The sequence below is a fragment of the Prauserella sediminis genome (assembly GCF_014195435.1).
Lineage (GTDB): Bacteria > Actinomycetota > Actinomycetes > Mycobacteriales > Pseudonocardiaceae > Prauserella > Prauserella salsuginis.
Genome location: NZ_JACIBS010000001.1, coordinates 3,393,485 through 3,414,787 on the forward strand (window position 1 = coordinate 3,393,485; position 21,303 = coordinate 3,414,787).

Consider the following 21,303-nt stretch of genomic DNA (forward strand, 5'->3'; position numbering starts at 1 on the left):
CCCGCCCGCCGGGCCGGCGGACGGGGCGTCGGTCTGAGGGCGGCCGGCCGGGTGGCATGCCCGCCGCGGGTGTCAGCCTGTGACGCGTTCGACGACCGCGGCGAGGCCCTGACCACCGCCGATGCACATCGTTTCCAGGCCGTAGCGCACTTCGCGCCGGTCCATTTCCCTGGCCAGGGTGGCGAGGATCCGCGTGCCGGTCGCTCCGACGGGATGGCCGAGCGAGATGCCGGAGCCGTGGACGTTGAGGCGGTCGAAATCGCCGGCCCCGAAGTTCCACTCGCGCGTGCACGCGAGCACCTGTGCGGCGAACGCCTCGTTGAGCTCGATGAGGTCCATATCGGACAGTGCCAGGCCGGCGCGGTCCAGCGCCTGCCGTGACGCCGGAACCGGCCCGATGCCCATCGTTTCGGGCGGTACCCCGGCGACGGCCCACGAAACGATCCGCACCAGCGGGCGCAGGCCCAGCTCGGCGGCCTTGTCCGGGTGGGTCACGATGCACATCGCGGCCGCATCGTTCTGTCCGCTGGCATTGCCCGCGGTGACGGTCGCGTCCGAGTCCTGCTTGCCGAGCACGGGTTTCAGTCCGCCCAACGTCTCGAGCGAGGCATCGGCGCGCGGGTGCTCATCGGTATCCACAACGGACTCGCTCTTGCGGGTGCGAACGGTCACCGGCACGATCTCCTCGGCGAACACGCCGGACCGCTGCGCCGCCACGGCGCGCTCGTGGGAGGTCAGGGCCAGCCGGTCCTGCTCCTCGCGCGGGATCGAGTATTCGCGGCGCAGGTTCTCGGCGGTCTCCAGCATCCCGCCCGGCACGGGATGGTTCCGGCCGCCCGCGGTGATGCGGCCCCGGGCGAGTCCGTCCTCCAGCATCACGCCGGCACCCTTGACGCCCCAGCGCATCTCGGTGGAATAGAACGCCACGTTGCTCATGCTCTCGGCGCCGCCGGCCACGACGACGTCGCTCGCCCCGCTCTGCACCTGCATCGCGGCCTGCAGCACCGCCTGCAGCCCGGAACCGCAGCGGCGGTCGATCTGCATGCCGCCGGTGTGCTCGCCCAGCCCGGAGTTGAGCGCGACCATGCGGCCGATCGCGGGTGCTTCGCTGGTCGGATAGCAGTGGCCGAGTACGACGTCGTCGACCGCATCCGGGGCGACGCCGCTGCGCTCCAGCAGACCGCGCAGTGCGACCTCGCCGAGGTCGGCGGCGCTCAGCGGACGGAGGACGCCACCGAACCGGCCGATCGGGGTGCGGACCGGTTCGCAGATCACGGCCTCACGGGTCGTTCCGGTGCTCATCACATGAACCTCCCACCGGTGACCTCGAGCACGGTCCCGGTCATGTAGGACGACAGATCGGAGGCGAGGAACAGCGCCACGCTCGCCACTTCGGACACCTCGCCGGCCCGTTGCATGGGGATCTCGGCCATCTTGTGATCCCACACGTGCTCGGGCATGGCCTCGGTCATCGCCGAGCGGATCAGGCCCGGCTGGATCGCGTTCACCCGCACGCCGTGGTGGGCCATCTCCTTGGCGGCCGCCTTGCTCATGCCGACGATGCCCGCCTTGGCCGCCGAGTAGTTGGTCTGGCCGGCCATGCCGACCTTGCCGGACAGCGACGAGATGTTGACGATCGCGCCGCTCTGCTGCGCGCGCATGATGGCGGAGGCCTTCCGCAGGCCGTTCCACGTGCCTTTCAGGTGGACCTCGATGACCTGGTCGAACTGCTCCTCGGTCATCGTCCGCATCGTGGCGTCGCGGGTGATGCCCGCGTTGTTGACCAGGACGTCGAGCGCGCCGAAGCGGTCGGTGGCGGCGGCCAGGAGCGCGTCGACGTCGTCCGGTGCGGTGACGTCGCAGCGCACGGCCGTCGCGACGGCGGAGCCGCCGAGTTTCTCCGCCGCGGCCGTTGCCGCGTGGTCGTCGACGTCGCCGACGACCACCCGCGCACCGTCGGCGACGAATCGTTCGGCTATGGCGAAGCCGATTCCTTGTGCGGCGCCGGTGATCACGGCGACCTTGCCGTCGAGCAGACCCATGTGGTGGCGGTGTCCCTTCTCTGTGGATGCTGGCGTACGGATCACGCGGGGCCCGCGACGAGCCCGGCGTCGTGCAACCTGCCGATCTCGGCAGGGCTGAGGCCGAGGCGTTCGCTCAGTACCGCGTCGGTGTCGGCGCCCAGCGCCGGTGCGGATTGCGGTGGGCGGGCTTCGCCCGCCGTGCGGATGGGACCGGCTGCGGCGGCCATCGGGCCGATGCCGGGCTGGTCGATCTCCCGTACCACGGACGTGGCGTCGGCGAGCGCCAGCCGGGTGGCCTCGGCCATGTCCCGGTAGGGACCCCACAGCACGCGGGACTCGTCGAGCAGGTCGGCGACCTCGTCGTAGGGGCGCGCGGCGAACCACGGCCGCAGGATCGCCTCGATCGTCTCGCGGAACCGGTAGCGATCGGACTCGTCCGACAGGTCGGCACCGAGCGCGGGTTCGAGCGCGGCGAACACCTCCGTGGTGCCGGTGGCCCTGCACAGCGCGGTCCACTGGCCGCCGGTGAGCGCGACGACGATGACCCGGCGGCCGTCGGCAGTGGGGAAGTCGACTCCGAAGCTGCCGTAGGTGTGGTTGCCGATGCGCTCGCGGCTGCGGCCCGTCCGATGGGCCTCGGCGAGCCAGCCGAGGTCGCCGACGGCCGCCAGTGCCACGTCGGACAGCGCGATCGTCGACGACGAACCCGCACCGGTGCGGGTGCGACGGTGCAGCGCGGCGAGAATCGCCGTCACGGCGTACTGGCCGCACAGGAAATCCCAGGCCGGCAGGGCATGGTTGACCGGACCGTGGTGGTCGGCCGGGCCCGTGAGATCCGGAACGCCGACGGCGGCGTTGACCGTGTAGTCGACGCCGGGCTTGCCTCCCGCCACTCCTTCGACGTGCACGTGGATCGTGTCGGCCCGACGGGTGGACAGTTCGTCCGAGGTCAGCCGGGCGCGCCCCGCGACGTTGTCGAGGTAGATCCCGGCGTCGGGGCCGGGATCGGTGGCCAGCGCGAGGAGGAGTTCGCGGCCTTCCGGGGCGCGGAAGTCGAGGGCGAGCGAACGTTTGCCCTTGTTGAGGCTGGCCCAGTACAGGCTCGTGCCCCGATCGTCGACGGGCCAGCGGTGGAAATCGCCCCCGCCGCCGGGCGGGTCGACCCGTAGCACGTCGGCGCCGAGTCTGGCCAGTGCCATGCCTCCCGAAGGCCCAGCCACGAAGCTTGCGCATTCGACGACACGGAGTCCGGCGAGCGGGTCGGCCGCAGAGGTCGGAGGCCCGGGCGCCGTCATGCCCGCGGTCCGGCGGCGCCGACGGGGCGGACGTGGGCACCGGGCGCGGGCGCTGCGGACATGAGGACGGCAGGCTCGAGTGCTGTGTGCACCGGCGCGACGAGCCTGCGTGCCGTGGGCACGGGCGCGACGAGTTCGGGTGCCACGAGCTCGGGCGCGACCGGCAACGGCGCGACCGGCAACGGCGCGACCGGCATGGGCTCATCGGGCATGTCCGCGACCTCCAACGGTGCAGGCGGGCGTCCTTCTATTTTTTATAGCCCAAATATATGATCTGGGGAAGGGTCGAACCTCGGCGGATGTGAGTGAGGCGGGTCATGACGAACACGACGTCACGCACCAGGGGAAAGCGGTCCCTGCCCGACCAGGTCGCCGCGCACGTACGCGAGCTCATCATGTCCGGGCAGTTGCGATTCCCCGAGTTCGTACGGCTAGATCAGGTCGCCGCCGACCTCGGCATCAGCGTCACGCCGGTCCGCGAGGGACTGCTGACGCTGCGTGCCGAGGGCTTGTTGCAGCTCGAACCGCGGCGCGGGTTCATGGTCGCCCCGCTGTCGGGGGACGACGTCCGCGACCTGTTCTGGGTGCAGGCGCAATTGGAAGGCGAGCTCGCGGCACGCGCGGCACCGCGGCTGTCCGACGACGACCTCGCCCGGCTCGACGAGCTGCAGCGGGGCCTCGCCGACGCGCTCGCCGAGGGCAGGCTCGACGAGATCGAGGACCTCAACCACCGGTTCCACCACCTGCTGGCGATGGCGGGTCGGTCGCCCAAGCTGACGTGGTTTCTCGGGCAGGCGGTCAAGCACACGCCGTCGCGCTACTACGAGACGATCGACGGCTGGGTGCAGGCGTCCGTCGACGACCACTATCCGATTCTCGAGGCGCTGCACGCGCGAGATCCGGAGGCCGCGCGAAAGGCCATGCAGGACCACATCCGTCACGCCGGTGAGCTGCTCGGGCGGCATGTCGATCGCCGCGCCGCCGAGTGAGATCGCCGTACCGGGCGAAGCCACGGTGCTGGGTGAGATCGCCGTGCCGGGCGGACCGCGCTCCGGTCCGGAGTCGTCCTCGTGCGCGGCGGTCGGCGTCGTGTGAAACGCCCGTGATGTCCGTACGCTGACCCGTATGAGGATCAGGAAGACGGTCGCGGCATTGGCCGCGGTGAGTGCGCTCGGTGGAGTGGCCGCCTGTGACGAGCCGGTCGAGGATGACGGCAACCAGCAGGAGGAAGACGGCGGCGGCCAGTACGGCGACGAAGGCCGCGACGAGGACGACGGCGACGGTGAGGGCGGCGAGGACTGACCGTCCCCGGCCCGGTCGATCACGGCCTCCGATCGGGCCACGCCACCGACCACGGGATTGAGTCGCCTCGCTGTCCGGGTAGTCCACGGCGACGTGGGAATACCCGGACACGAGGGGATCCGACATGGCCGGACAGGCGACCGTGACCGATGTTCATCCGCTCGACGACGACGAGTTGCACGCACTCGATGCGTACTGGCGCGCGGCGAACTATCTGTCGGTCGGGCAGTTGTACCTGCTGGACAACCCGCTGCTACGGGAGCCGCTGCGGGTCGAGCACCTCAAGCCGCGGTTGCTGGGTCACTGGGGCACCACCCCCGGTCTGAATTTCGTCTACGCGCACCTGAACCGGATGATCCGGCGCCGCGACCGCAACGTCATGTACGTGATCGGCCCTGGCCACGGCGGTCCTGGCCTGCTGGCGAACAGCTGGCTCGAAGGTACCTATTCGGAGGCCTATCCCGCCGTCGGGCAGGATGAGGAAGGCATGCGCCGGCTGTTCCGCGAGTTCTCGTTCCCCGGTGGCATGCCGAGCCACGTGGCCGCGGAGACGCCCGGTTCGATCCACGAGGGCGGAGAGCTCGGCTACTCGCTGGCACACGCCTACGGTGCGGTGCTGGACAACCCGGACCTGCTGGTCGCGTGTGTGATCGGGGACGGCGAGGCGGAGACGGGGCCGCTGGCCACCAGCTGGCACATCAACAAGTTCCTCAACCCCGCAACCGACGGTGCAGTGCTGCCGATCCTGCACCTCAACGGGTACAAGATCGACAACCCGGCGGTTCTCGCCCGTATCCCGCGCGAGGAGCTCGACGCGCTGCTGCGCGGCTGCGGTTACGTGCCGTACTACGTCGACGGTGACGAGCCGGCCACGATGCACCGGGAGATGGCCGCCACGATCGACCGCATCATGGGCGAGATCGACGTCATCCAGCACAGCGCACGCGAAGGAGAACTCACCGGCCGTCCACAGTGGCCTGTCTTGGTGCTGCGCACCCCGAAGGGATGGACAGGTCCGATCGAAGTGGACGGTATGCCGATCGAGGACACGTGGCGTTCGCACCAGATCCCGCTGGCCGAGGTGCGGGAGAACGCCGGGCATCGGGAGCAACTGGAGTCGTGGCTGCGGTCTTATCGGCCGGCGGAGCTGTTCGATGAGCGTGGTGCGCCCCGTCCCGAGCTGGTGGCGCAGGTCCCTGCGGGCGGCCGCCGCATGGGGGCGAACCCGCACGCCAACGGCGGACTGCTGCTGAAACCGTTGCGACTGCCCGATTTCCGCGAGTACGCCTCGGAGGTGAAGAAGCCCGGGTCGACGATGTCGGAGCCGACACGGGTGCTGGGACGTTGGTTGCGGGACGTGATGCGCGCCAACGACGATCACCGGAATTTCCGCCTGTTCGGCCCGGACGAGACGGCGTCGAACCGGCTCGACGCGGTCTACGACGGGACCGCGAAACAGTGGCTCGGCGAGCTCCGCGGCACGGACGAAAACCTGGCCAGGGACGGGCGCGTCATCGAGATGCTGTCCGAGCACGTGTGCCAAGGCCTGCTCGAAGGGTACCTGCTCACCGGCAGGCACGGGCTGCTGTCCTGCTACGAGGCGTTCATCCACATCGTGGACTCGATGTTCAACCAGCACGCGAAGTGGCTGAAGACGAGCAAGGGACTCGACTGGCGCAGGCCCGTCGCATCGCTGAACTACCTGTTGACCTCGCACGTGTGGCGGCAGGATCACAACGGCTTCTCGCACCAGGACCCCGGGTTCATCGATCACGTGATGAACAAGAAGGCCGAGATCATCCGCGTCTACCTGCCGCCCGACACGAACACGCTGCTGTCGGTGGCCGACCACTGCCTGCGCAGCCGCGACTACGTCAACGTCGTGGTGGCGGGCAAGAACCGGACGCCGGAGTGGCTGGACGCCGACGAGGCGGTGCTGCACTGTGCCCGCGGCGCTGGCATCTGGGAGTGGGCGAGTTCGGACGCCGGCAGGGAACCGGACGTGGTGATGGCGTGTGCAGGGGACGCGCCGACACTGGAAGTGCTGGCCGCGACGTCGATCCTGCGGGAGCGGCTGCCGGAGTTGGCGGTGCGGGTGGTCAACATCGTCGATCTGATGCGGCTGCAGCCGGCGAGCGAGCATCCGCACGGCATGACGGACGCCGAGTTCGACGCGCTGTTCACGACGGACCGGCCCGTGCTGCTGGCGTATCACGGCTATCCGTGGCTGATCCACCGGTTGACGTACCGGCGGCGCAACCATCGGAACATCCACGTCCGCGGCTACAAGGAGGAAGGCACGACGACCACGCCGTTCGACATGGTCGTGCGTAACGACATGGATCGGTTCCGCCTGGTCATCGATGTGCTGGACCGGGTGCCCCAGCTCGGGGTTCCGGCAGCGGGGCTGCGGCAGGACATGGTCGACACCCGCACCCGCCACGACGCGTGGACCCGCGCGCACGGTGACGACCTGCCCGAGGTGCGGGACTGGGTCTGGCAGTCGTGACGGGAGCGCCGGTGCACGTGCTGGTGGTCAACGCCGGATCGTCGAGCCTGAAGCTACGGCTGCTCGACGCCGCCGACGAGGTCGTGGATGCCGTGGCCCTCGAGAACTGGGACGGAGCCGACACGGCCGAACTGGAGAGGTTCGTGCGCCGCCTGCCCTCGGTCGATGCCGTGGGGCACCGCATCGTCCACGGCGGACGTCGGTTCAGCGAACCGGTGCGGATCGACGACGAGGTGCGCGAGGCGATCGGCGGCCTGGCCGATCTCGCCCCGCTGCACCAGCCGCGTGGCGTGGCCGGGATCGATACGGTGGCGCAGGTGCTGCCGGGCACACCGGCGGTCGCGTGCTTCGACACGGCGTTCCACACGACGATCCCGGACGCGGCAGCCACGTACGCGCTGCCCGCGGAATGGAATCGCCGGTGGGGGCTGCGCCGGTACGGGTTCCACGGCCTGTCGCACGCCTACGTGACCAGGAGGGCGGCTGAGCTGACGAGGCCACCGGCGCGGGAACCGCGGATCGTGTCCTGCCACCTCGGGGCCGGCGCGTCACTCGCGGCGGTTGCGGGCGGCCGATCGGTCGACACGACGATGGGCTTCACGCCACTGGCGGGGCTGGTGATGGCGACCCGCACCGGAAGCGTCGATCCCGGCCTGGTGCTGTGGTTGCAGCAACAGGCGGGAATGGACGCCGACTGTCTGTCACACGCGCTGGAGCGCGAGTCCGGTCTCGCGGGACTGTCCGGCGGAACCGGCGACATGCGCGAGATCATGTCCGGAATGGACTCCGGTGACGAGGCGTGCCGGCTGGCGTTCGACGTGTACGTCCACCGGCTGCGACGGGAGATCGCGGCGATGACGGGCAGTCTCGGCGGGATCGACGTGCTGGTGTTCACCGGCGGCGTGGGGGAGCACAACGCCCGGGTGCGGGCCGAGGCCGCCGGTGGACTGCGGTATCTGGGCGTGACCCTGGACACGAAGGCCAACGAGGCGTGTACCGGGGAGGCCGACATCAGCGGGGCAGCGGCGCCGGTGCGCACGCTCGTGGTCCCCGCTCGGGAGGACCTCGAGATCACCGCCCACACCCGTCGCACGCTCGCCGAGTGACGGGTGTGGGCAGGGAGCTCAGTCCCGGCCGGGTGGCGTCAGCAGCGAGCGCATGGCCACGACGTCCCGGTCGCCGTAGCCGTGCACCACGGTGCTCAGCAACTGCGCCAGGGTCTGCGCGGACACGGGGGTGGGAATCCCGAGCCGCCCCGCCGCGTCCACCGCGAGTCGGAGGTCCTTCGCCGCGAGTGCCGTGCTGAACCGGGCCGTGTCGTCGCCCGCGATCATCCACGGGAGGCGGACCTGCGATTGGAACGAGTAGGCGCCGGTGTCATCGAGCGCCGAGGCGAACAGTTCCGGGTCGATCCCGGCCTTCTCCGCGAGCGTGAAACCCTCGCTCAGCACGGCGACGTTCGTCATCCCGATCATGTTCGAGATGAGTTTGAACACGGCCGCGGCCGACGGTGAACCGAAGTCGTACGTCCGCTCGCCCATCCGGTCGAACACCGGGGCGAGGGTGGTGATCGCCGCGCCGGAACCGCCCGCGAACAGTGGGATGGCGCCTTGCTCCGCAGCGGCCGGGGTCTTTCCCAGGGCGCAGTGGACGAACGCGTGACCGTGTTCGGCGAGCATGGTCTCCAGTTGGTCGGCCGTGGCGGGGTCGATGGTCGACACGTCGACAGCGATCGCGGTCCCGGACAGGTGCGGTGCCACCTCCCGCCACACCTCCGTGACGACCTCCGGCGTGGGAAGGCTGGTGAACACGACGTCGGCGTCCTTCGCCGCTGCCGCGGCGCTCTCGGCGGCTTCGGCACCGACTGCGGTACAGCGCTCCACTGCGGACGGCGAGGTGTCGGCGACCCGGACGTCGTACCCGCCGGTGGCGAGGCGGCGGGCCACGGCGCCGCCCATGTTGCCTGCGCCGATGAATGCGATTCTCATTCGAGCATCTCCTTTGTGGTCCCGCGTGGGGATCGGGTGTGCGCGTACGGCCGTCACACGGCTGGATGTCGGTCGGGTGCCGCTGCAGCGAGGTCGGCCGCTTCCTCGGCATCGACGTCCACGCGGGTGGGTTCCCATCTGATCGCCAGCAGGACGAGGAGGCCGAGCAGCGGGGCCGCTGCGACGACGTAGAACACGCCGGTTCCCAGGTTCGCGCTGAGGATGGGGAAGAAGAACAGCGAGACCATGGATCCGATGCGCAGCATCGCCTGGCCGAAACCGCTGCCGACGCCGCGAAGGGACGTCGGATAGCTCAGGGTTGCGATGGTCATGCCCTGAGCGCCGGGGCCGTAGGAGTGGAAGAACACGAACACCCCGAGCATCGCTCCGACGAGGATCAGCATCGCGCCTTCTGCGTCGCCGACCAAACCCAGGCCGATGAGCATCGCGAAGCAGACGGCGAAGCCGCCGGCCGCGAGCTTCCAGGAGCCGAGCTTGTTGCTCAACCGCACACCGAGCAGGCCGCCGAGGACGCCGAACACGAGGTTGAAGATCAGCGGGCCCACGATGGAGGTGAGTCTGCCCTGGTGCAGGAGCGCCGCGATGATCACCGGCAACGCGAACCCGACGGCGTAGTACTGCACCGATTGCAGCGCGCTCACCGACGCGGCCAGAATCGTACGTGCTCGGTAGCGCGGGCTGAACAGGCGTGCGAACTCGCGCAGTCCGGACGACGGCGGCCCTGTCGCGGCGGGTTCCTGTGCCGAGTCGTCGACGGTGACGGTGAGTCCGTACGACGACTGAAGAATCTCGGCGGCTCGGTGTAGATCACCCTGTCGAGCGGCCCATGCGGGCGATTCGTTCATGTACCGATGCCGGATGAGCATCACGATGAGAGCAGGAACAGCGCCGAAGCCCACGGCCCATCGCCAGAGGTCGGCGTGGCCCGATTCCGGTATCAGGAAGTAGAAGGGCACCAGCACCAGGAAGCTGCAGCCGGTGGCGAAATACCACATCGGCTGCCACAGCGACACCTTTCCGCCGCGGCCGCGGAGCGCGTTGAACTCGGCGATGAATGCCAGCGCGACGGGGAAGTCGATACCTATCCCGATGCCGAGGACGAATCGCGCTCCGGTGAGTAGCTCGAAGGTGGGTGCGACCGCGCAGGCCAGGGCCGCGACGACGAAGAAGACCATGTCGGCCATGAACATCTTGTAGCGCCCGATGCGGTCGACGAGGTATCCGCCGACCAGGGCGCCGAGGAGCGCACCGACCATGATGGAGGCCGATACGATGCCTTCTTGGATCGAGCTGAGCTCGAAGGTGACCGCGATGTCCTTGAGGCCGAAGGCGATCGCCGAGAAGTCGTAGGCGTCGATGAAGATTCCACCGAGGGCGATGATGGTGATCGCCGTCGATTTACCGCCTTTGGCCCGTCCGGAATTGATGAGCTCGTTGACGTCCGCCGCCGATGAGATGACAGGGGGCGGGTCGGAGTGTGGGGTCGGCATGATGAGACGTCCTTGTCCATGGCCGTTCGGTACTCGGATCAGAGACCGATTGCGACGTACCTGGTCTCTTCGAACTCTTCGATGCCTGCGGCTGCGCCTTCGCGGCCGAGGCCGGATTGTTTGGTCCCGCCCATCGGGGCGAACGCAACACTGGGAAGCGGATTGTTGACACCGACGATGCCGTTGTCCAACTGCTCCGACCAGCGCCATGCGCGTGCCTGATCGCGGGTGTACACATACGCGGCCAGGCCCATCTCGGTGCCGTTGGCCGCGGCGAGCGCTTCCTCCTCGGTGTGGAATGGGAACACTCCTGCTACGGGGCCGAACACCTCCTCGGTCGCCAGCCGGACGTGACCGGGGACATCGGCCAACAGGGCGGGCCGGGCGAAATTCGGGCCCGGTACCTCGGTGTCACGGGTCAGCTTGTGTGCGCCGGCGGCGACGGCCTCCTGGACGATCGCCTCGACCTCGCGCACCCGGTCGTGATCGATGCACGGACCGAGGTCGGGGGTGGGCTCGGCGAGTCCGTCGCCGATCGACATCGCATCCATGGCCGCTGCCAGCCGCTTGGTGAACTGCTGATAGACCGCTGCGTGCACCAGGAAGCGGTTGGCCGCGATGCAGGACTGTCCGGTGTTGCGGAACTTCGCGAGCATGGCGCCCTCGACTGCGGCGTCGATGTCGGCGTCGTCGAACACGACGAAGGGCGCATTGCCGCCGAGTTCGAGCAGCGGCCGCACGATCCGACCGGCGGCGGCGGTCATGATGCGCCTGCCCACTTCGGTCGATCCGGTGAAACTGACGACCCGCACCGCCGGATGGCCCAGGTACCCTTCGGTGATCTCGGCTGCGGGGCCGTGCACGAGGTTGAGCACGCCCGGCGGCAGACCGGCATCGTGGAGGCAGCGCACGAGTTCGGTCGCCGCCAGGGGTGCCTTCTCCGACACCCGCGCTACCACGGTGCATCCCGCTGCGAGCGCCGGGGCCAGCTTGCGAGCCTGAATGGAGCACGGGAAGTTCCACGGGGTCAGGCTCACGACGACGCCCGCGGGTCTGCGCATGCTGAGGTGCCTGCGGTCCGCTGCCTCGTGGGTATGCACCGTACCGGCAGGCCGGCGTGCCTCTTCGGCGAACCAGCGCAGGTATTCGGCCGAGAAGGCGATCTCGCCGATTCCCTCGGGAAGGCGTTTTCCCGCCTCCCTGGCCAGCAACGTGCCGAGCTCCGTCGAGCGTTCGCGGAGCAGGTCTGCGGCCCGCAGGAGGATATCGGCGCGCTGTCGTGGTGGTGTCGCGGCCCAGCCGGGGAACGCGTCGGCCGCGGCGTCGGCCGCCGCAGTGGCCTCCGCGCCGCCTCCACAGGCGACGGTTCCGATCACGGTGTCATCGACCGGATTCCGTACGTCCCGGACCGATTCCGTGTCGAACCACTCGCCGTTCACGAGCATGGTCCCTTGCCCCATCAACGACTCCTCACGTTTTGGCGAGAGGTCTTACCTCTTGCGGGGGTGACGGTAGCGGGTGCACGAGTGCGGGACAAGTCCCGCATCGATCGTCGGGTCAGCCGCGGTCGCGTTCGGACTGCGTACGGCGCACCGATGTTGTACGGGGCCCGGCGCCGGCGCGCGAAGCCAGTGCGAGCAACTCGGCCGCGGCACCGGACGGTGCTGCGCCCGTGTGCCAGACGGCGCGCAGTGTCCGGTGCAGGTCGACTCCCGAGGTGGCCACTTCCCGCAGATTCCCCGCCGCGAGATCGGATGCGACGACGAGTTCGCTGAGCAGTGCAGGGCCCGCTCCAGTGGCGACCGAACTGCGTACCGCGGTGGTGGAGCCCAGTTCCAACAGCGGTTCCACAGGGGTGAGGCCTGTCGCGAGCAGGGCCTGTTCAACGGTGTCACGGGTACCCGACCCGCTCTCCCTGCTGATCAACGGGGTTGCGGCTAGTTCCGCTGCGTCGACGGGCGTGCGCCTGCGCGCCCAGCGGTGCCCCGGGGCGACGACCAGGACCAGCCTGTCCCTGGCGACGATCTGGGAACGCAGTCTCCGGAGCCGTCGGGGGGATTCGATGAAGCCGAGGTCGATCTCGCCGTTCCGGACCAGCTCGCACACCCGTGTGGAGTTGAGCACCTGCAGTCCCACGTGAAGATCGGGAACCTGTCTGCGCAGCTCACCGATCCACGTGGGCAGCAGGTGCTCGGCCACCGTCAGACTCGCCGCCAGTGACAGTTGGGCGGTGCGTTCCCTGCGCAGTGCGTTGACGCCTTCGACGAGCAGGTTGACGTTCTCGATCACCCGCTCCGCCCAGCTGCAGATCAGCCGCCCGTCCGGCGTCAGCGTCGAACCGGTGCGGGACCGGTCGAGCAGCCGTACGCCGAGTCGGCGCTCCAGCGCGGAAATACGTTTGCTGGCGGCGGGCTGGGTGGTTCCGACCTGCGCGGCGGCGGTGGTGAGGCTGCGGTGCTCACCCACGAGCACGAGCAGTTGCAGGGATTCGATGTCCGGCAGTTCGGTCATTCCCAGAGGTTATGACGTGCGAACGAGCTGGTGGTACCGCCGTCCGAGCCCCGAAACGACGATGAAGTGGTGACAAAGCAAGAGTCGATCGTGGACGGGTCCGCGCGTTGGCGTGCACTCGTACCCGGTGTCGCGGTGGCGACGGCGGGAACGGCCGTGGCGTTCGGGATGTCGCTTCTGTGGCCGGTGCTGAGCGCCCTCACCGTTGCGGTGGTCCTCGGGGTGGCCGTCGGCCGCTGGATTCCCGAGCGGGCGCGGGAGGGGCTCGCGTGGGCCACCAAACGATTCCTGCGAGTGGGAGTTGTGCTTCTCGGCCTGCAGCTCGGGCTCGGCGAGGTGTTGGAACTGGGGCCCGGGGTGGTCGCCGCCGTCGTGGTGACGGTGCTCGTGGCGTTCTTCGGCACGCTGGGTATGGGGCGTCTCATCGGAGTGTCGCCGGGCCTTCGACTGTTGGTGGCCACGGGGTTCTCGATCTGCGGAGCCTCGGCCATCGCGGCGATGGACAGTGTGACCGACAGCGACAAGGAGGATGTCGCAACCGGTGTGACTCTGGTGACCTTGTACGGCAGCGGGGCGATCGCCGTGGTTCCGCTGCTGGGCCAGTGGCTCGGCATGGTGCCCGAGCAACTCGGCGCCTGGGCGGGAGTGTCGATCCACGAGGTGGCGCAGGTCGTGGCCGCGGCATCACCGGCGGGTGCGGCGGCCGTGGCCGTGGCCGTGGTCGTGAAACTCACCCGCGTTGTGCTGCTGGCCCCCATGGTGGCAGGAGTAAGCATGGCGAATCGCCGCGGCAACGGCCCCGCGGGCGCTGCGACGACCGGGAAACGTCCGCCGCTGATTCCGCTCTTCGTCGTCGCGTTCCTGGTGATGATGCTGGTCCGGAGCACGGGCGCCGTGCCATCGGTGCTGCTTTCGGTGTCCGATGTGGTCGGTACATTGCTGTTCGCCGCCGCGTTGTTCGGCCTCGGTACGGGAGTGAACCTGGGTTCCCTGCTCCGGACAGGCCGGCGGGGGCTCGCGCTCGGGGCGCTGTCCACGCTGCTGGTGGCCGTCGTCGGGTACACCGCGTTGGCGGCGGCCGGGGCGGTCTGACCCGCAACCCGCACATGTGGATGGGGCGCACCTCCGGTCGAGGTGCGCCCCATCCACGCGGGGGTCGATCGCTTATGCGCTGCGGTAGAGCTTGGTGAGCGTGAACTCGCGGTGGTTCAGTGCCTCGGATGCGGTCACCCGGCCGTTGATCGTCCGTTCGACCAGGTCGATCAGCGCATCTCCGGCCTGCTCCACGGTCGATTCCTGAGTCAGCACGTCGGAGCAGTCGACGTCGATATGATCGGACATCGCCGACGTCGTCTTCGGGTTCGCGCTGATCTTGACCACGGGTTGGACCGGATTGCCGATGACATTGCCCTGTCCCGTGGGGAAGAGGTTGACGACCCCGCGCCCGGCTGCCATGAGCGTGACGCACTCGGCTGCGGCCGATGAGGTGTCCATGAAGTGCAGACCGGGCCCGGTCGGTGCTTCGGCCGGGGCGAGTGCACCCATGATCGGCACGGATCCCGTCTTCACGATGTTGCCCATGGCCTTCTCTTCGATGGTCGACAGCCCGCCGGCGATGTTGCCCTGCGTCGGCTGGGAGCCGAGCAGATTCGCCCCGGTCTGTTCGATCATCTCGACGTAGTCGTCGTAGAAACCCTGGAACCGCTTGCGGACCTCGTCGCTCACACAGCGCTCGGCGATGAGGTGCTCCCCACCGGTCAGCTCGCTGGTCTCACCGAAGATCATGGTGCCGCCCGACTCGACCCACCGGTCGACGAGGTGAGCGGTGACACGACAGGATCCGAGGCCGGTGGTGGTGTCGGACTCGCCGTCCTTCATGGACAGCACGATGTCGGACCGATCAACCTGTTCGCGCGTGATCTCGCTGGCGTCCTGGAGGAACTTCTTGGCGTACCGCGAGGCGCTCTCGATCACGCGCAGGTCGCCTCGTCCCTCGATGGCGATGCGATGCACGGGTTTGCCGGTCTTGGCGATGCCGTCTGCGACGACGTCCGTCCAGTTCGGCTCGATCCCGATGACGATGACCGCGGCGACGTTCGGATTGGCGCCGACGCCGATGAGGGTGCGGAACGTGAGGTCCAGATCGTCGCCGAACTGGAGTCGTCCGAATGCGTGCGGGAGTGCGAGGGTGCCGGGCACCAGCGACGCGATGCCCTCGGCCGCGGAGTTGGACAGGTCGTCCACCGGGAGGATTGCGACATGATTGCGGGTGCCGACCGAACCGTCCGGCCGTCGGTACCCGGTCAGGCGACGCTGCTGAGCCACCGTGCGCTCCTAACGTTGTGAGTGTGGACGTAGTCGCCGCGTGCGATGTCCTGCGACGCGATGGCGGTCCGGACGCCGTACTCGATGACGTCGTCGCCGCTGCGGATGTCTCGCAGCGCCACCTTGTGGCCCAGCGGCACCTCGTGGGCGAGTTCGAGTTCCTCGACGGCGTCGCTGTCGAGGTACCCGCCCTTGACGGGGCCGGGGGTGAGGTCCCGTACCGCGACGCCGACCGCGTCACCCGAGCGATGGGCCAGGAAGTCTGGCCGGGGAGCTGACATGTTCTCCTCTTTCGGTAAGTGGTCTTACCTCTTCCGTTTCCGACGTTAGAAGCAGGGGAGAAGCGTTGTCAACGCGAGGTGAGGGCTCACTCGCAGTGTCGGCCGTGTTGGCAAGCGATCTTCGGTGCGTTACGTTCATCGGACAGAGGTCAAACCTCAATGGGACGAGGATTGAGATCGAATGAACGGTGCGGAGATGGCCGGTTCGGTGGCGGTTGTCGAGAACGTGTGGGGCGAGGCGTTCGACAAGCTCGCGCGAACACACGACGTCCGATGGGAGCCTGATGCGTGGGTCGACGATGACCTGCTGCGGCACACGCTCTCCGGTGCACAGGCAGTGGTGGTGCGGAACAAGGCGCGCATGACGGCGGAGATGTTGGCGGCGGCGCCGGACCTGCGGATCGTGGCGCGGGCGGGCACGGGGCTGGACAACATCGACCTCGATGCCGCCGACAACGCGGGTGTGGTGGTGTCTGCGGCGCTCGGCGTGAACGCGATGAGCGTGGCCGAGCACACCCTGGCGTTGGCGCTCGCGGTACTGCGCGAGATTCCCGCCCATGACCGTGGAGTCCGGAACGGGGAATGGAACCGGAGTTCGGGCCGGGAGCTCTCAGGCAAGACGTGGGGACTGCTCGGCTTCGGCGCCACCGGTATGGCGGTGGCGCGCGTGCTGCGAGGGTTCGACGTGCGTGTCCTGGCGTACGACCCGTACGTCGATCCGGCGGCGGCGGACGTCCGCGAGGCGGGGGTGACCGTAACGGGGTGGGACGAGGTCCTCGGGTCCGCCGACGTGCTCAGTGTCCACCTCCCGGCGACCCGCGAGACTCGGCATGTCTTGAGCGACGAGGCGTTCGCCGCGATACGGCCCGGCGCGGTGCTGGTGAGCGCGGGCCGCGGGGAAGTGATCGACGAATCGGCGCTCGCGGCAGCACTGCGGTCGGGGACCGTGGCCGGGGCAGGCCTGGACGTGCGGGAGTCGGAGCCACCGGGCCGAAGTCCGCTCGACGCGCACCCGACGGTGATCTACACCCCGCACGTAGCGGGGTTGACGGTGGAGAGCCAGGAGCGCATCGCATCGGTGCTCGCCGACGACGTCCAGGCCGTGCTGGCCGGGCGCCGCGCGGTGAATGCGGTCGGCAAGCACGACCTGTGGACACCGGCATGAACGGCACCAGGACAGCCGGCGAGCTGAGATCCCGCGCACAGCAGCTGTTGACGGCGTCCGGGGTGCCCGAGCCGAACGCGGCACGGACGGCCGAGATGCTCGTGCTGGCGGACGTGTGGGGAGTGCACACGCACGGACTCATGCGGCTTCCGCACTATCTGGAACGGCTCGCTGCGGGAGGCTGCAGGGCGGACGCGGTACTGACGCCGGTGTCCGACACCGGCGGCGTGGTGGTGTACGACGGCGGTGCCGGCCTGGGGCACTGGCAGCTATGGCGCGCGGCCGAACGGGCGGCGGAACTGAGTGGCTCGACCGGCATCGCGGCCGTGGCGGTGCGGAACTCGTCTCATTGCGGCGCGCTCGGCGCGTACGTGTACCCGGCTCTCGACGAGGGATTGCTGACGTTGGTGTTCAGCAACGGCCCTGCGGTCATGCCACCGTGGCAGGGCACGAGGTCGGTGCTGTCGACGAGTCCGCTCGCTGCCGGTGTACCCGCGGCGCCGCGGCCCGTGGTGGTCGACCTGGCCACCAGTGCTGTGGCGCGCGGTGCCATCGCGTGGCGGGCGCAGCAGGGCATCGAGCTCGAACCGGGCTGGGCGTTCGACGTCGACGGGGAGCCGACCACCGATGCGCAGGCAGCCCTGCAGGGCATGCTCGCTCCCATGGGCGGTAGCAAGGGCTTCGTCATCGCGCTGCTGGTCGAAGCGTTGACCGGCGGTCTGGTGGGCCCCAACCTGTCCTCGGCGGTGCCCGACATGTTCAACCGGGCCGACGACGCGGTTCCGCAGGGTATCGGCCATCTGGTGGTGACGGTACGTCCCGGTGCGTTCGATCCGGCCGCGATGGAGCGATTCGCCGCACTCGCCGAGCAGGTGGGCGACGCGGGTGGGCGCACACCGGGCGCCTCGCGGATCGGCCCGGCGGACCTGGCCGACGACCGTGTCGTCGAGGTGGCGGACAGCACCGCGGCGCACCTGGACGACTGGGCGAAACGCCTGAATACGACCGCTGCGCAGGTGTGACGTTCACCCGGGCAGGGGGCACCGTGCCACGGCCGTGTCCCGTGCCGGGGTCGTCCCCATTCCGAAGGTAGACTGGCCAGACCAGTTGGCCGGAAGGATGAGGCGTTGGACAATCTGTGGGAGCCGATTCAGCCACCGGGTTCGCTCGCCGCGCGGATCGCCGAGCGGATCGAGGAACTGATCACGGCGGAGCAATTGAGGCCGGGTGATCGTCTTCCGCCCGAACGGGAATTGGCCACGATGCTGGGCGTGAGCCGTCCGTCGCTGCGCGAGGCCATCCGCTCCCTGTCCGCGCGCGGTCGGCTCGCTGTGCGGCACGGTCAGGGCGTGTTCGTCGAAGAGCCTGCGACCACGAAGCGGCTGACCCACAGTCTCACCTCTTACGAGCACGACCTCGACGAGCTGTTCGCCATGCGTGAGGTACTCGAGGTGCCCGCCGCCGGTTGGGCCGCGAAGAACTGCACCGAGGTGGGCATCGAGTGGCTCCAGGACGCGTACGACAAGCTCATCGAGGCCACGCGGGATCCGGTCGACTGGGACGAGGTGCAGCGACTGGACGCCGCGTTTCACGAGGCGGTCGTGCGAGTTGCGGGCAACCGTTTCCTCATGCGCACCCTGGGGGTGCTGAACGAGATCATGGTGACCGGCATGGAAACGACGCTGCGCCTGCCGGGCAGGTTGGAGAAGTCGGCCGCCGAGCACACCCGGATTCTTGAGGCGATCAAGGCGGGCGACTCGCGCGCGGCCCGTTCGGCGGCTCGGGCACACATCCGCGGTGCGTACGCGGCGGCGCGGAGACACACGGAGAACCCGGTGGCGGTGGAAGCCGGCGAACTCTGACCGGCTTCCACCGCCACGGTTCGGGTTCTGTTGCTGTCAGCCGAAGACCATGCCCACCATGAGCGGCAGCAACAACACCACCAGGACGATTCCGGCGATGTCGAAGGTGAAACCCGAGCGGACCATCTTGGTGATGGGCACCGCGCCCGACCCGTAGACGATGGCGTTCTGCGGCGTCGACACCGGAAGCATGAAGCCGAACGAGGCCGCGAACGTCGCGGCCAGCGCGGGAACGAACGGATCGACGCCCGCAGCCGTCGCGACCGGGATGAGGATCGGCACCACCACCGACGCCGCAGCGGTGTTGGAGGTCGTTTCGGAGATGACGACTGCGAGGACGACGGCGAACACGAGGATGGCGATGTTGCTGCCCAGCCCCAGCATCGCTGCCGCTCCGGTGCCGATCGACTCGGCGAGCTGCGTCTCGGCCAGCAGCGTGCCGAAAATGATGCCGCAGCCGAACAGCACGATCGTTCCCCAGTCGATGCGACTGGCTTCCGACCAGGTGAGCGTGAACTCGCGGTTGGACCATTTGGTCGGCAGTACGAACAGCAGCGCCGCCCCGAGTACCGCGACCACGCCTTCGTCGAGGTGGGAGCTCACCGTCCGGTAGGCGGCCGAGTCGTCGCCGGCGACCAAGGCCACGAGACCCGGCACCATCCAGAGTGTGACCGTCACCCCGAAGGCGATCAGGGTGTTGCGTTCCGCCCACGACATGCGCCCTAGTTTCGCCCGCTCAGCGGTCACGTAGTCCTCGATGCCGGACAGCCTCTTGATTTCCGGACGGTTGAGCAGCAGGAGGACACCGGCGAGCAGCAGGAACATCACGATGCAGACCGGTAGTGCGGTGAGGAACCAGCTGAGGAACGAGATCTGCTGCCCGGTGGCCTGCTCGATGAACTCGCGACCGATGAGGTTCGGCGCGGATCCGATCGGGGTGAGCAGTCCACCCGCTCCGGAGCCGTAGGCGAGCATCAGCATCAGTGCCACACCGATGCGCAGGCGCAGCGGGTCGAACGGGGTGCCCTCGGGCAGATCCTTGCGGACGAGTTCCGCGATGACGGCGAGGATGCCGACGGCGGTTGGCAGCAGCATCGCCACCGTAGCCGTATTGGAGATCGCGGCGGACAGTACGGCGGTGATGGCGCCGAACGCGCACACCACGCGCGCCGACGTCTTGCCCACCCCGGGCAGTGACAACACGAGGAAGGCGAACCGTCTCGCGAGGCCGTGGCGAAGCATCGCCTGCGCCAGGATGAAGGCGCCGATGAACACGAAGATCGTCGACGAACCGAACGGTGCCAGTGCTTCGTCGGCCGGTACGACACCCAACAGGACGATGGCGGATACGCCGATGAGTCCGCCGATAGGGATGGGTACGGGTTCGCAGACCCACAGCACGACCACTCCGAGCAGGATCGCGGCCAGTTTGTGCTGCGGACCGTCGAGCGACGTGGGCAGGAACAGGAACACCACGGTCACCAGCGGCGCCAGCACGAGCCCGATGGTGCGGCGGGCGCGTTCGAAGCGTTCTTCGGTGGGGGACAGGGTTTGTTCGCCGAGACTCCGGTATGTGGTTCCCGACAGCAGGACGGAGGTGACATCACTTCCGGAGCTGCTCCGGGAGTCGCCGGACACTCCGTCGGGTCCGGCGTTGTCGTTGACCTCAGTAGCCATGCGCCGCACCATACCGACGAGTGACGCAGACCACTAGACCCAGACCACCAGAGGTCTTACCTCTTTCTTTCTGGATGAATCGATCCTGCGATAGGGTGCGATCGCAATCAGCGGAAGGGGTGGCCGATGTCGACGGTGATCGTCGGCGGTGCCGGGATCGTCATCCTTGCGGCCGTGCTCGGTGGCATGACCGGATTCGGCTACAACCTCATCGCGACTCCGCTGATACTGCTGCTCGGCTTCGATCCCCCGACCGTCGTGGCGGTGAATCTGGCGATCGCGCTCGCGACACGGGTCTCGGTCGTGGCGCGCCTGTGGCATTCGATCCGGTGGCGTCGTGCGATCCCACTCGCCGTCGCGAGCTTCCCCGGGCTTGTCGTCGGAGCGCTGCTCGGCGGCCTGATCGATCCGTCCGGGATTCGGCTCGTCACCGGGGTGGTGGTACTCGTCGTCGCACCGGTGATGGTGTTCCGGACGCCGAGTCCTGGTGAACGGTCGCGGAGTCGCTATGCGCTCGCGGGCTTCGCCGGGGGAGCGCTGGGTACGACGACATCGTTGAACGGCGTGCCGGTGGCGCTGACTCTCGCGGCAGATACTGACGGTCAGCGTAGTTTCATCGCCGATCTGGCGGTGTACTTCGTGTCGAGCAATGTGGTCGGTCTCGTCGTGCTCGGCGTTCGGGACGGGGCGTTCCTCGGCGATGTCGGGTTGCTGGCGTGGTGGTTGCCCGGTGCTCTGGTCGCGAACTGGATCGGCACGGCATGGGGTGGCCGTGTCCGGCCCGACGTGTTCCGTATCGCAACGTTCGTGCTCGTGATGGCGGCCGGTGTGGCGACGCTGCTGTCGGTGTGAT

At 68.8% G+C, this 21,303-nt stretch carries 21 protein-coding genes; 10 read left to right on the plus strand and 11 right to left on the minus strand.

The window, feature by feature from the left end; translation table 11 throughout:
* Positions 1-72 precede the first annotated feature (72 nt).
* Genes FB384_RS15435 through FB384_RS15450 form a run of 4 tightly spaced genes read right to left on the minus strand, consistent with a single transcriptional unit; the run spans position 73 to position 3,531 of the window.
* Positions 73-1,302: an acetyl-CoA C-acetyltransferase gene (locus FB384_RS15435; RefSeq protein WP_183783754.1), complete on the minus strand. Its 1,230-nt coding sequence runs from the start codon at positions 1,300-1,302 to the stop codon at positions 73-75.
* Positions 1,302-2,042 (minus strand): 3-oxoacyl-ACP reductase FabG, encoded by a 741-nt coding sequence (gene fabG, locus FB384_RS15440; protein WP_183783756.1) that lies wholly within the window; start codon positions 2,040-2,042, stop codon positions 1,302-1,304. The genes FB384_RS15435 and fabG overlap by 1 nt, the downstream gene beginning before the upstream one ends.
* Before the next feature lie 41 nt (positions 2,043-2,083).
* A complete protein-coding gene (locus FB384_RS15445; RefSeq protein ID WP_183783758.1) occupies positions 2,084-3,319 on the minus strand; it encodes a CoA transferase in 1,236 nt (411 codons plus the stop codon).
* Entirely contained in the window at positions 3,316-3,531 is a 216-nt protein-coding gene (locus FB384_RS15450) for a hypothetical protein (RefSeq protein ID WP_183783760.1), read from the minus strand. The genes FB384_RS15445 and FB384_RS15450 overlap by 4 nt, the downstream gene beginning before the upstream one ends.
* Positions 3,532-3,636: 105 nt before the next feature.
* Here FB384_RS15450 and FB384_RS15455 point away from each other — a divergent pair, with 105 nt between their 5' ends.
* The 5 genes from FB384_RS15455 (at position 3,637) to FB384_RS15470 (ending at position 8,236) form a co-directional block, all read left to right on the plus strand.
* On the plus strand, positions 3,637-4,308 hold the full coding sequence (locus FB384_RS15455; RefSeq protein WP_183783762.1) for a GntR family transcriptional regulator: 672 nt from the start codon (positions 3,637-3,639) through the stop codon (positions 4,306-4,308).
* On the plus strand, positions 4,283-4,414 hold the full coding sequence (locus FB384_RS27135; RefSeq protein WP_267459290.1) for a hypothetical protein: 132 nt from the start codon (positions 4,283-4,285) through the stop codon (positions 4,412-4,414). The genes FB384_RS15455 and FB384_RS27135 overlap by 26 nt, the downstream gene beginning before the upstream one ends.
* 30 nt (positions 4,415-4,444) lie before the next feature.
* Positions 4,445-4,621 (plus strand): hypothetical protein, encoded by a 177-nt coding sequence (locus FB384_RS15460; RefSeq protein WP_183783764.1) that lies wholly within the window; start codon positions 4,445-4,447, stop codon positions 4,619-4,621.
* A 124-nt stretch (positions 4,622-4,745) separates the two neighbouring features.
* Positions 4,746-7,130 carry a phosphoketolase family protein gene (locus FB384_RS15465; RefSeq protein WP_183783766.1) on the plus strand — a complete coding sequence of 795 codons (2,385 nt, stop codon included), beginning with the start codon at positions 4,746-4,748 and terminating at the stop codon, positions 7,128-7,130.
* Entirely contained in the window at positions 7,127-8,236 is a 1,110-nt protein-coding gene (locus FB384_RS15470; RefSeq protein WP_323985242.1) for an acetate/propionate family kinase, read from the plus strand. The genes FB384_RS15465 and FB384_RS15470 overlap by 4 nt, the downstream gene beginning before the upstream one ends.
* An 18-nt stretch (positions 8,237-8,254) precedes the next feature.
* Here the strand turns inward: FB384_RS15470 and FB384_RS15475 are convergent, their stop codons facing one another.
* The 4 genes from FB384_RS15475 to FB384_RS15490 form a co-directional block, all read right to left on the minus strand.
* Entirely contained in the window at positions 8,255-9,118 is an 864-nt protein-coding gene (locus tag FB384_RS15475; protein WP_183783768.1) for an NAD(P)-dependent oxidoreductase, read from the minus strand.
* A gap of 53 nt (positions 9,119-9,171) precedes the next feature.
* Positions 9,172-10,629 carry an MFS transporter gene (locus tag FB384_RS15480; protein ID WP_183783770.1) on the minus strand — a complete coding sequence of 486 codons (1,458 nt, stop codon included), beginning with the start codon at positions 10,627-10,629 and terminating at the stop codon, positions 9,172-9,174.
* 38 nt (positions 10,630-10,667) lie between these two features.
* A complete protein-coding gene (locus FB384_RS15485) occupies positions 10,668-12,089 on the minus strand; it encodes an NAD-dependent succinate-semialdehyde dehydrogenase (RefSeq protein WP_183783772.1) in 1,422 nt (473 codons plus the stop codon).
* 97 nt (positions 12,090-12,186) lie between these two features.
* Positions 12,187-13,140, minus strand: coding sequence for a LysR family transcriptional regulator (locus FB384_RS15490; protein ID WP_183783774.1), 954 nt, complete (start codon positions 13,138-13,140; stop codon positions 12,187-12,189).
* Between the two features lie 168 nt (positions 13,141-13,308).
* On the opposite strand from FB384_RS15490, the gene FB384_RS15495 reads away from it, so the two are divergent.
* Positions 13,309-14,232 (plus strand): YeiH family protein, encoded by a 924-nt coding sequence (locus tag FB384_RS15495; protein WP_183785600.1) that lies wholly within the window; start codon positions 13,309-13,311, stop codon positions 14,230-14,232.
* A 72-nt stretch (positions 14,233-14,304) separates the two neighbouring features.
* On the opposite strand, the gene FB384_RS15500 is transcribed toward FB384_RS15495, so the two are convergent.
* Together FB384_RS15500 and FB384_RS15505 are read right to left on the minus strand one after the other, a co-directional pair.
* Positions 14,305-15,465: a UxaA family hydrolase gene (locus FB384_RS15500; RefSeq protein ID WP_183783776.1), complete on the minus strand. Its 1,161-nt coding sequence runs from the start codon at positions 15,463-15,465 to the stop codon at positions 14,305-14,307.
* Positions 15,444-15,746, minus strand: coding sequence for a UxaA family hydrolase (locus FB384_RS15505; RefSeq protein ID WP_183783778.1), 303 nt, complete (start codon positions 15,744-15,746; stop codon positions 15,444-15,446). The genes FB384_RS15500 and FB384_RS15505 overlap by 22 nt, the downstream gene beginning before the upstream one ends.
* 181 nt (positions 15,747-15,927) lie before the next feature.
* Here FB384_RS15505 and FB384_RS15510 point away from each other — a divergent pair, with 181 nt between their 5' ends.
* From FB384_RS15510 to FB384_RS15520, 3 genes are all read left to right on the plus strand, one after another.
* Positions 15,928-16,911, plus strand: coding sequence for a hydroxyacid dehydrogenase (locus tag FB384_RS15510; protein WP_183783780.1), 984 nt, complete (start codon positions 15,928-15,930; stop codon positions 16,909-16,911).
* A complete protein-coding gene (locus FB384_RS15515; RefSeq protein ID WP_183783782.1) occupies positions 16,908-17,933 on the plus strand; it encodes an Ldh family oxidoreductase in 1,026 nt (341 codons plus the stop codon). Before FB384_RS15510 ends, FB384_RS15515 begins: the two co-directional genes overlap by 4 nt.
* A gap of 105 nt (positions 17,934-18,038) precedes the next feature.
* Positions 18,039-18,773 (plus strand): FadR/GntR family transcriptional regulator, encoded by a 735-nt coding sequence (locus FB384_RS15520; protein WP_221212748.1) that lies wholly within the window; start codon positions 18,039-18,041, stop codon positions 18,771-18,773.
* A gap of 36 nt (positions 18,774-18,809) precedes the next feature.
* Here the strand turns inward: FB384_RS15520 and FB384_RS15525 are convergent, their stop codons facing one another.
* Positions 18,810-20,450, minus strand: a complete 1,641-nt coding sequence (locus tag FB384_RS15525; RefSeq protein ID WP_183783784.1) for an SLC13 family permease — start codon at positions 20,448-20,450, stop codon at positions 18,810-18,812.
* Between the two features lie 126 nt (positions 20,451-20,576).
* Here FB384_RS15525 and FB384_RS15530 point away from each other — a divergent pair, with 126 nt between their 5' ends.
* Positions 20,577-21,302 carry a sulfite exporter TauE/SafE family protein gene (locus FB384_RS15530; protein WP_183783786.1) on the plus strand — a complete coding sequence of 242 codons (726 nt, stop codon included), beginning with the start codon at positions 20,577-20,579 and terminating at the stop codon, positions 21,300-21,302.
* Position 21,303 lies beyond the last annotated feature (1 nt).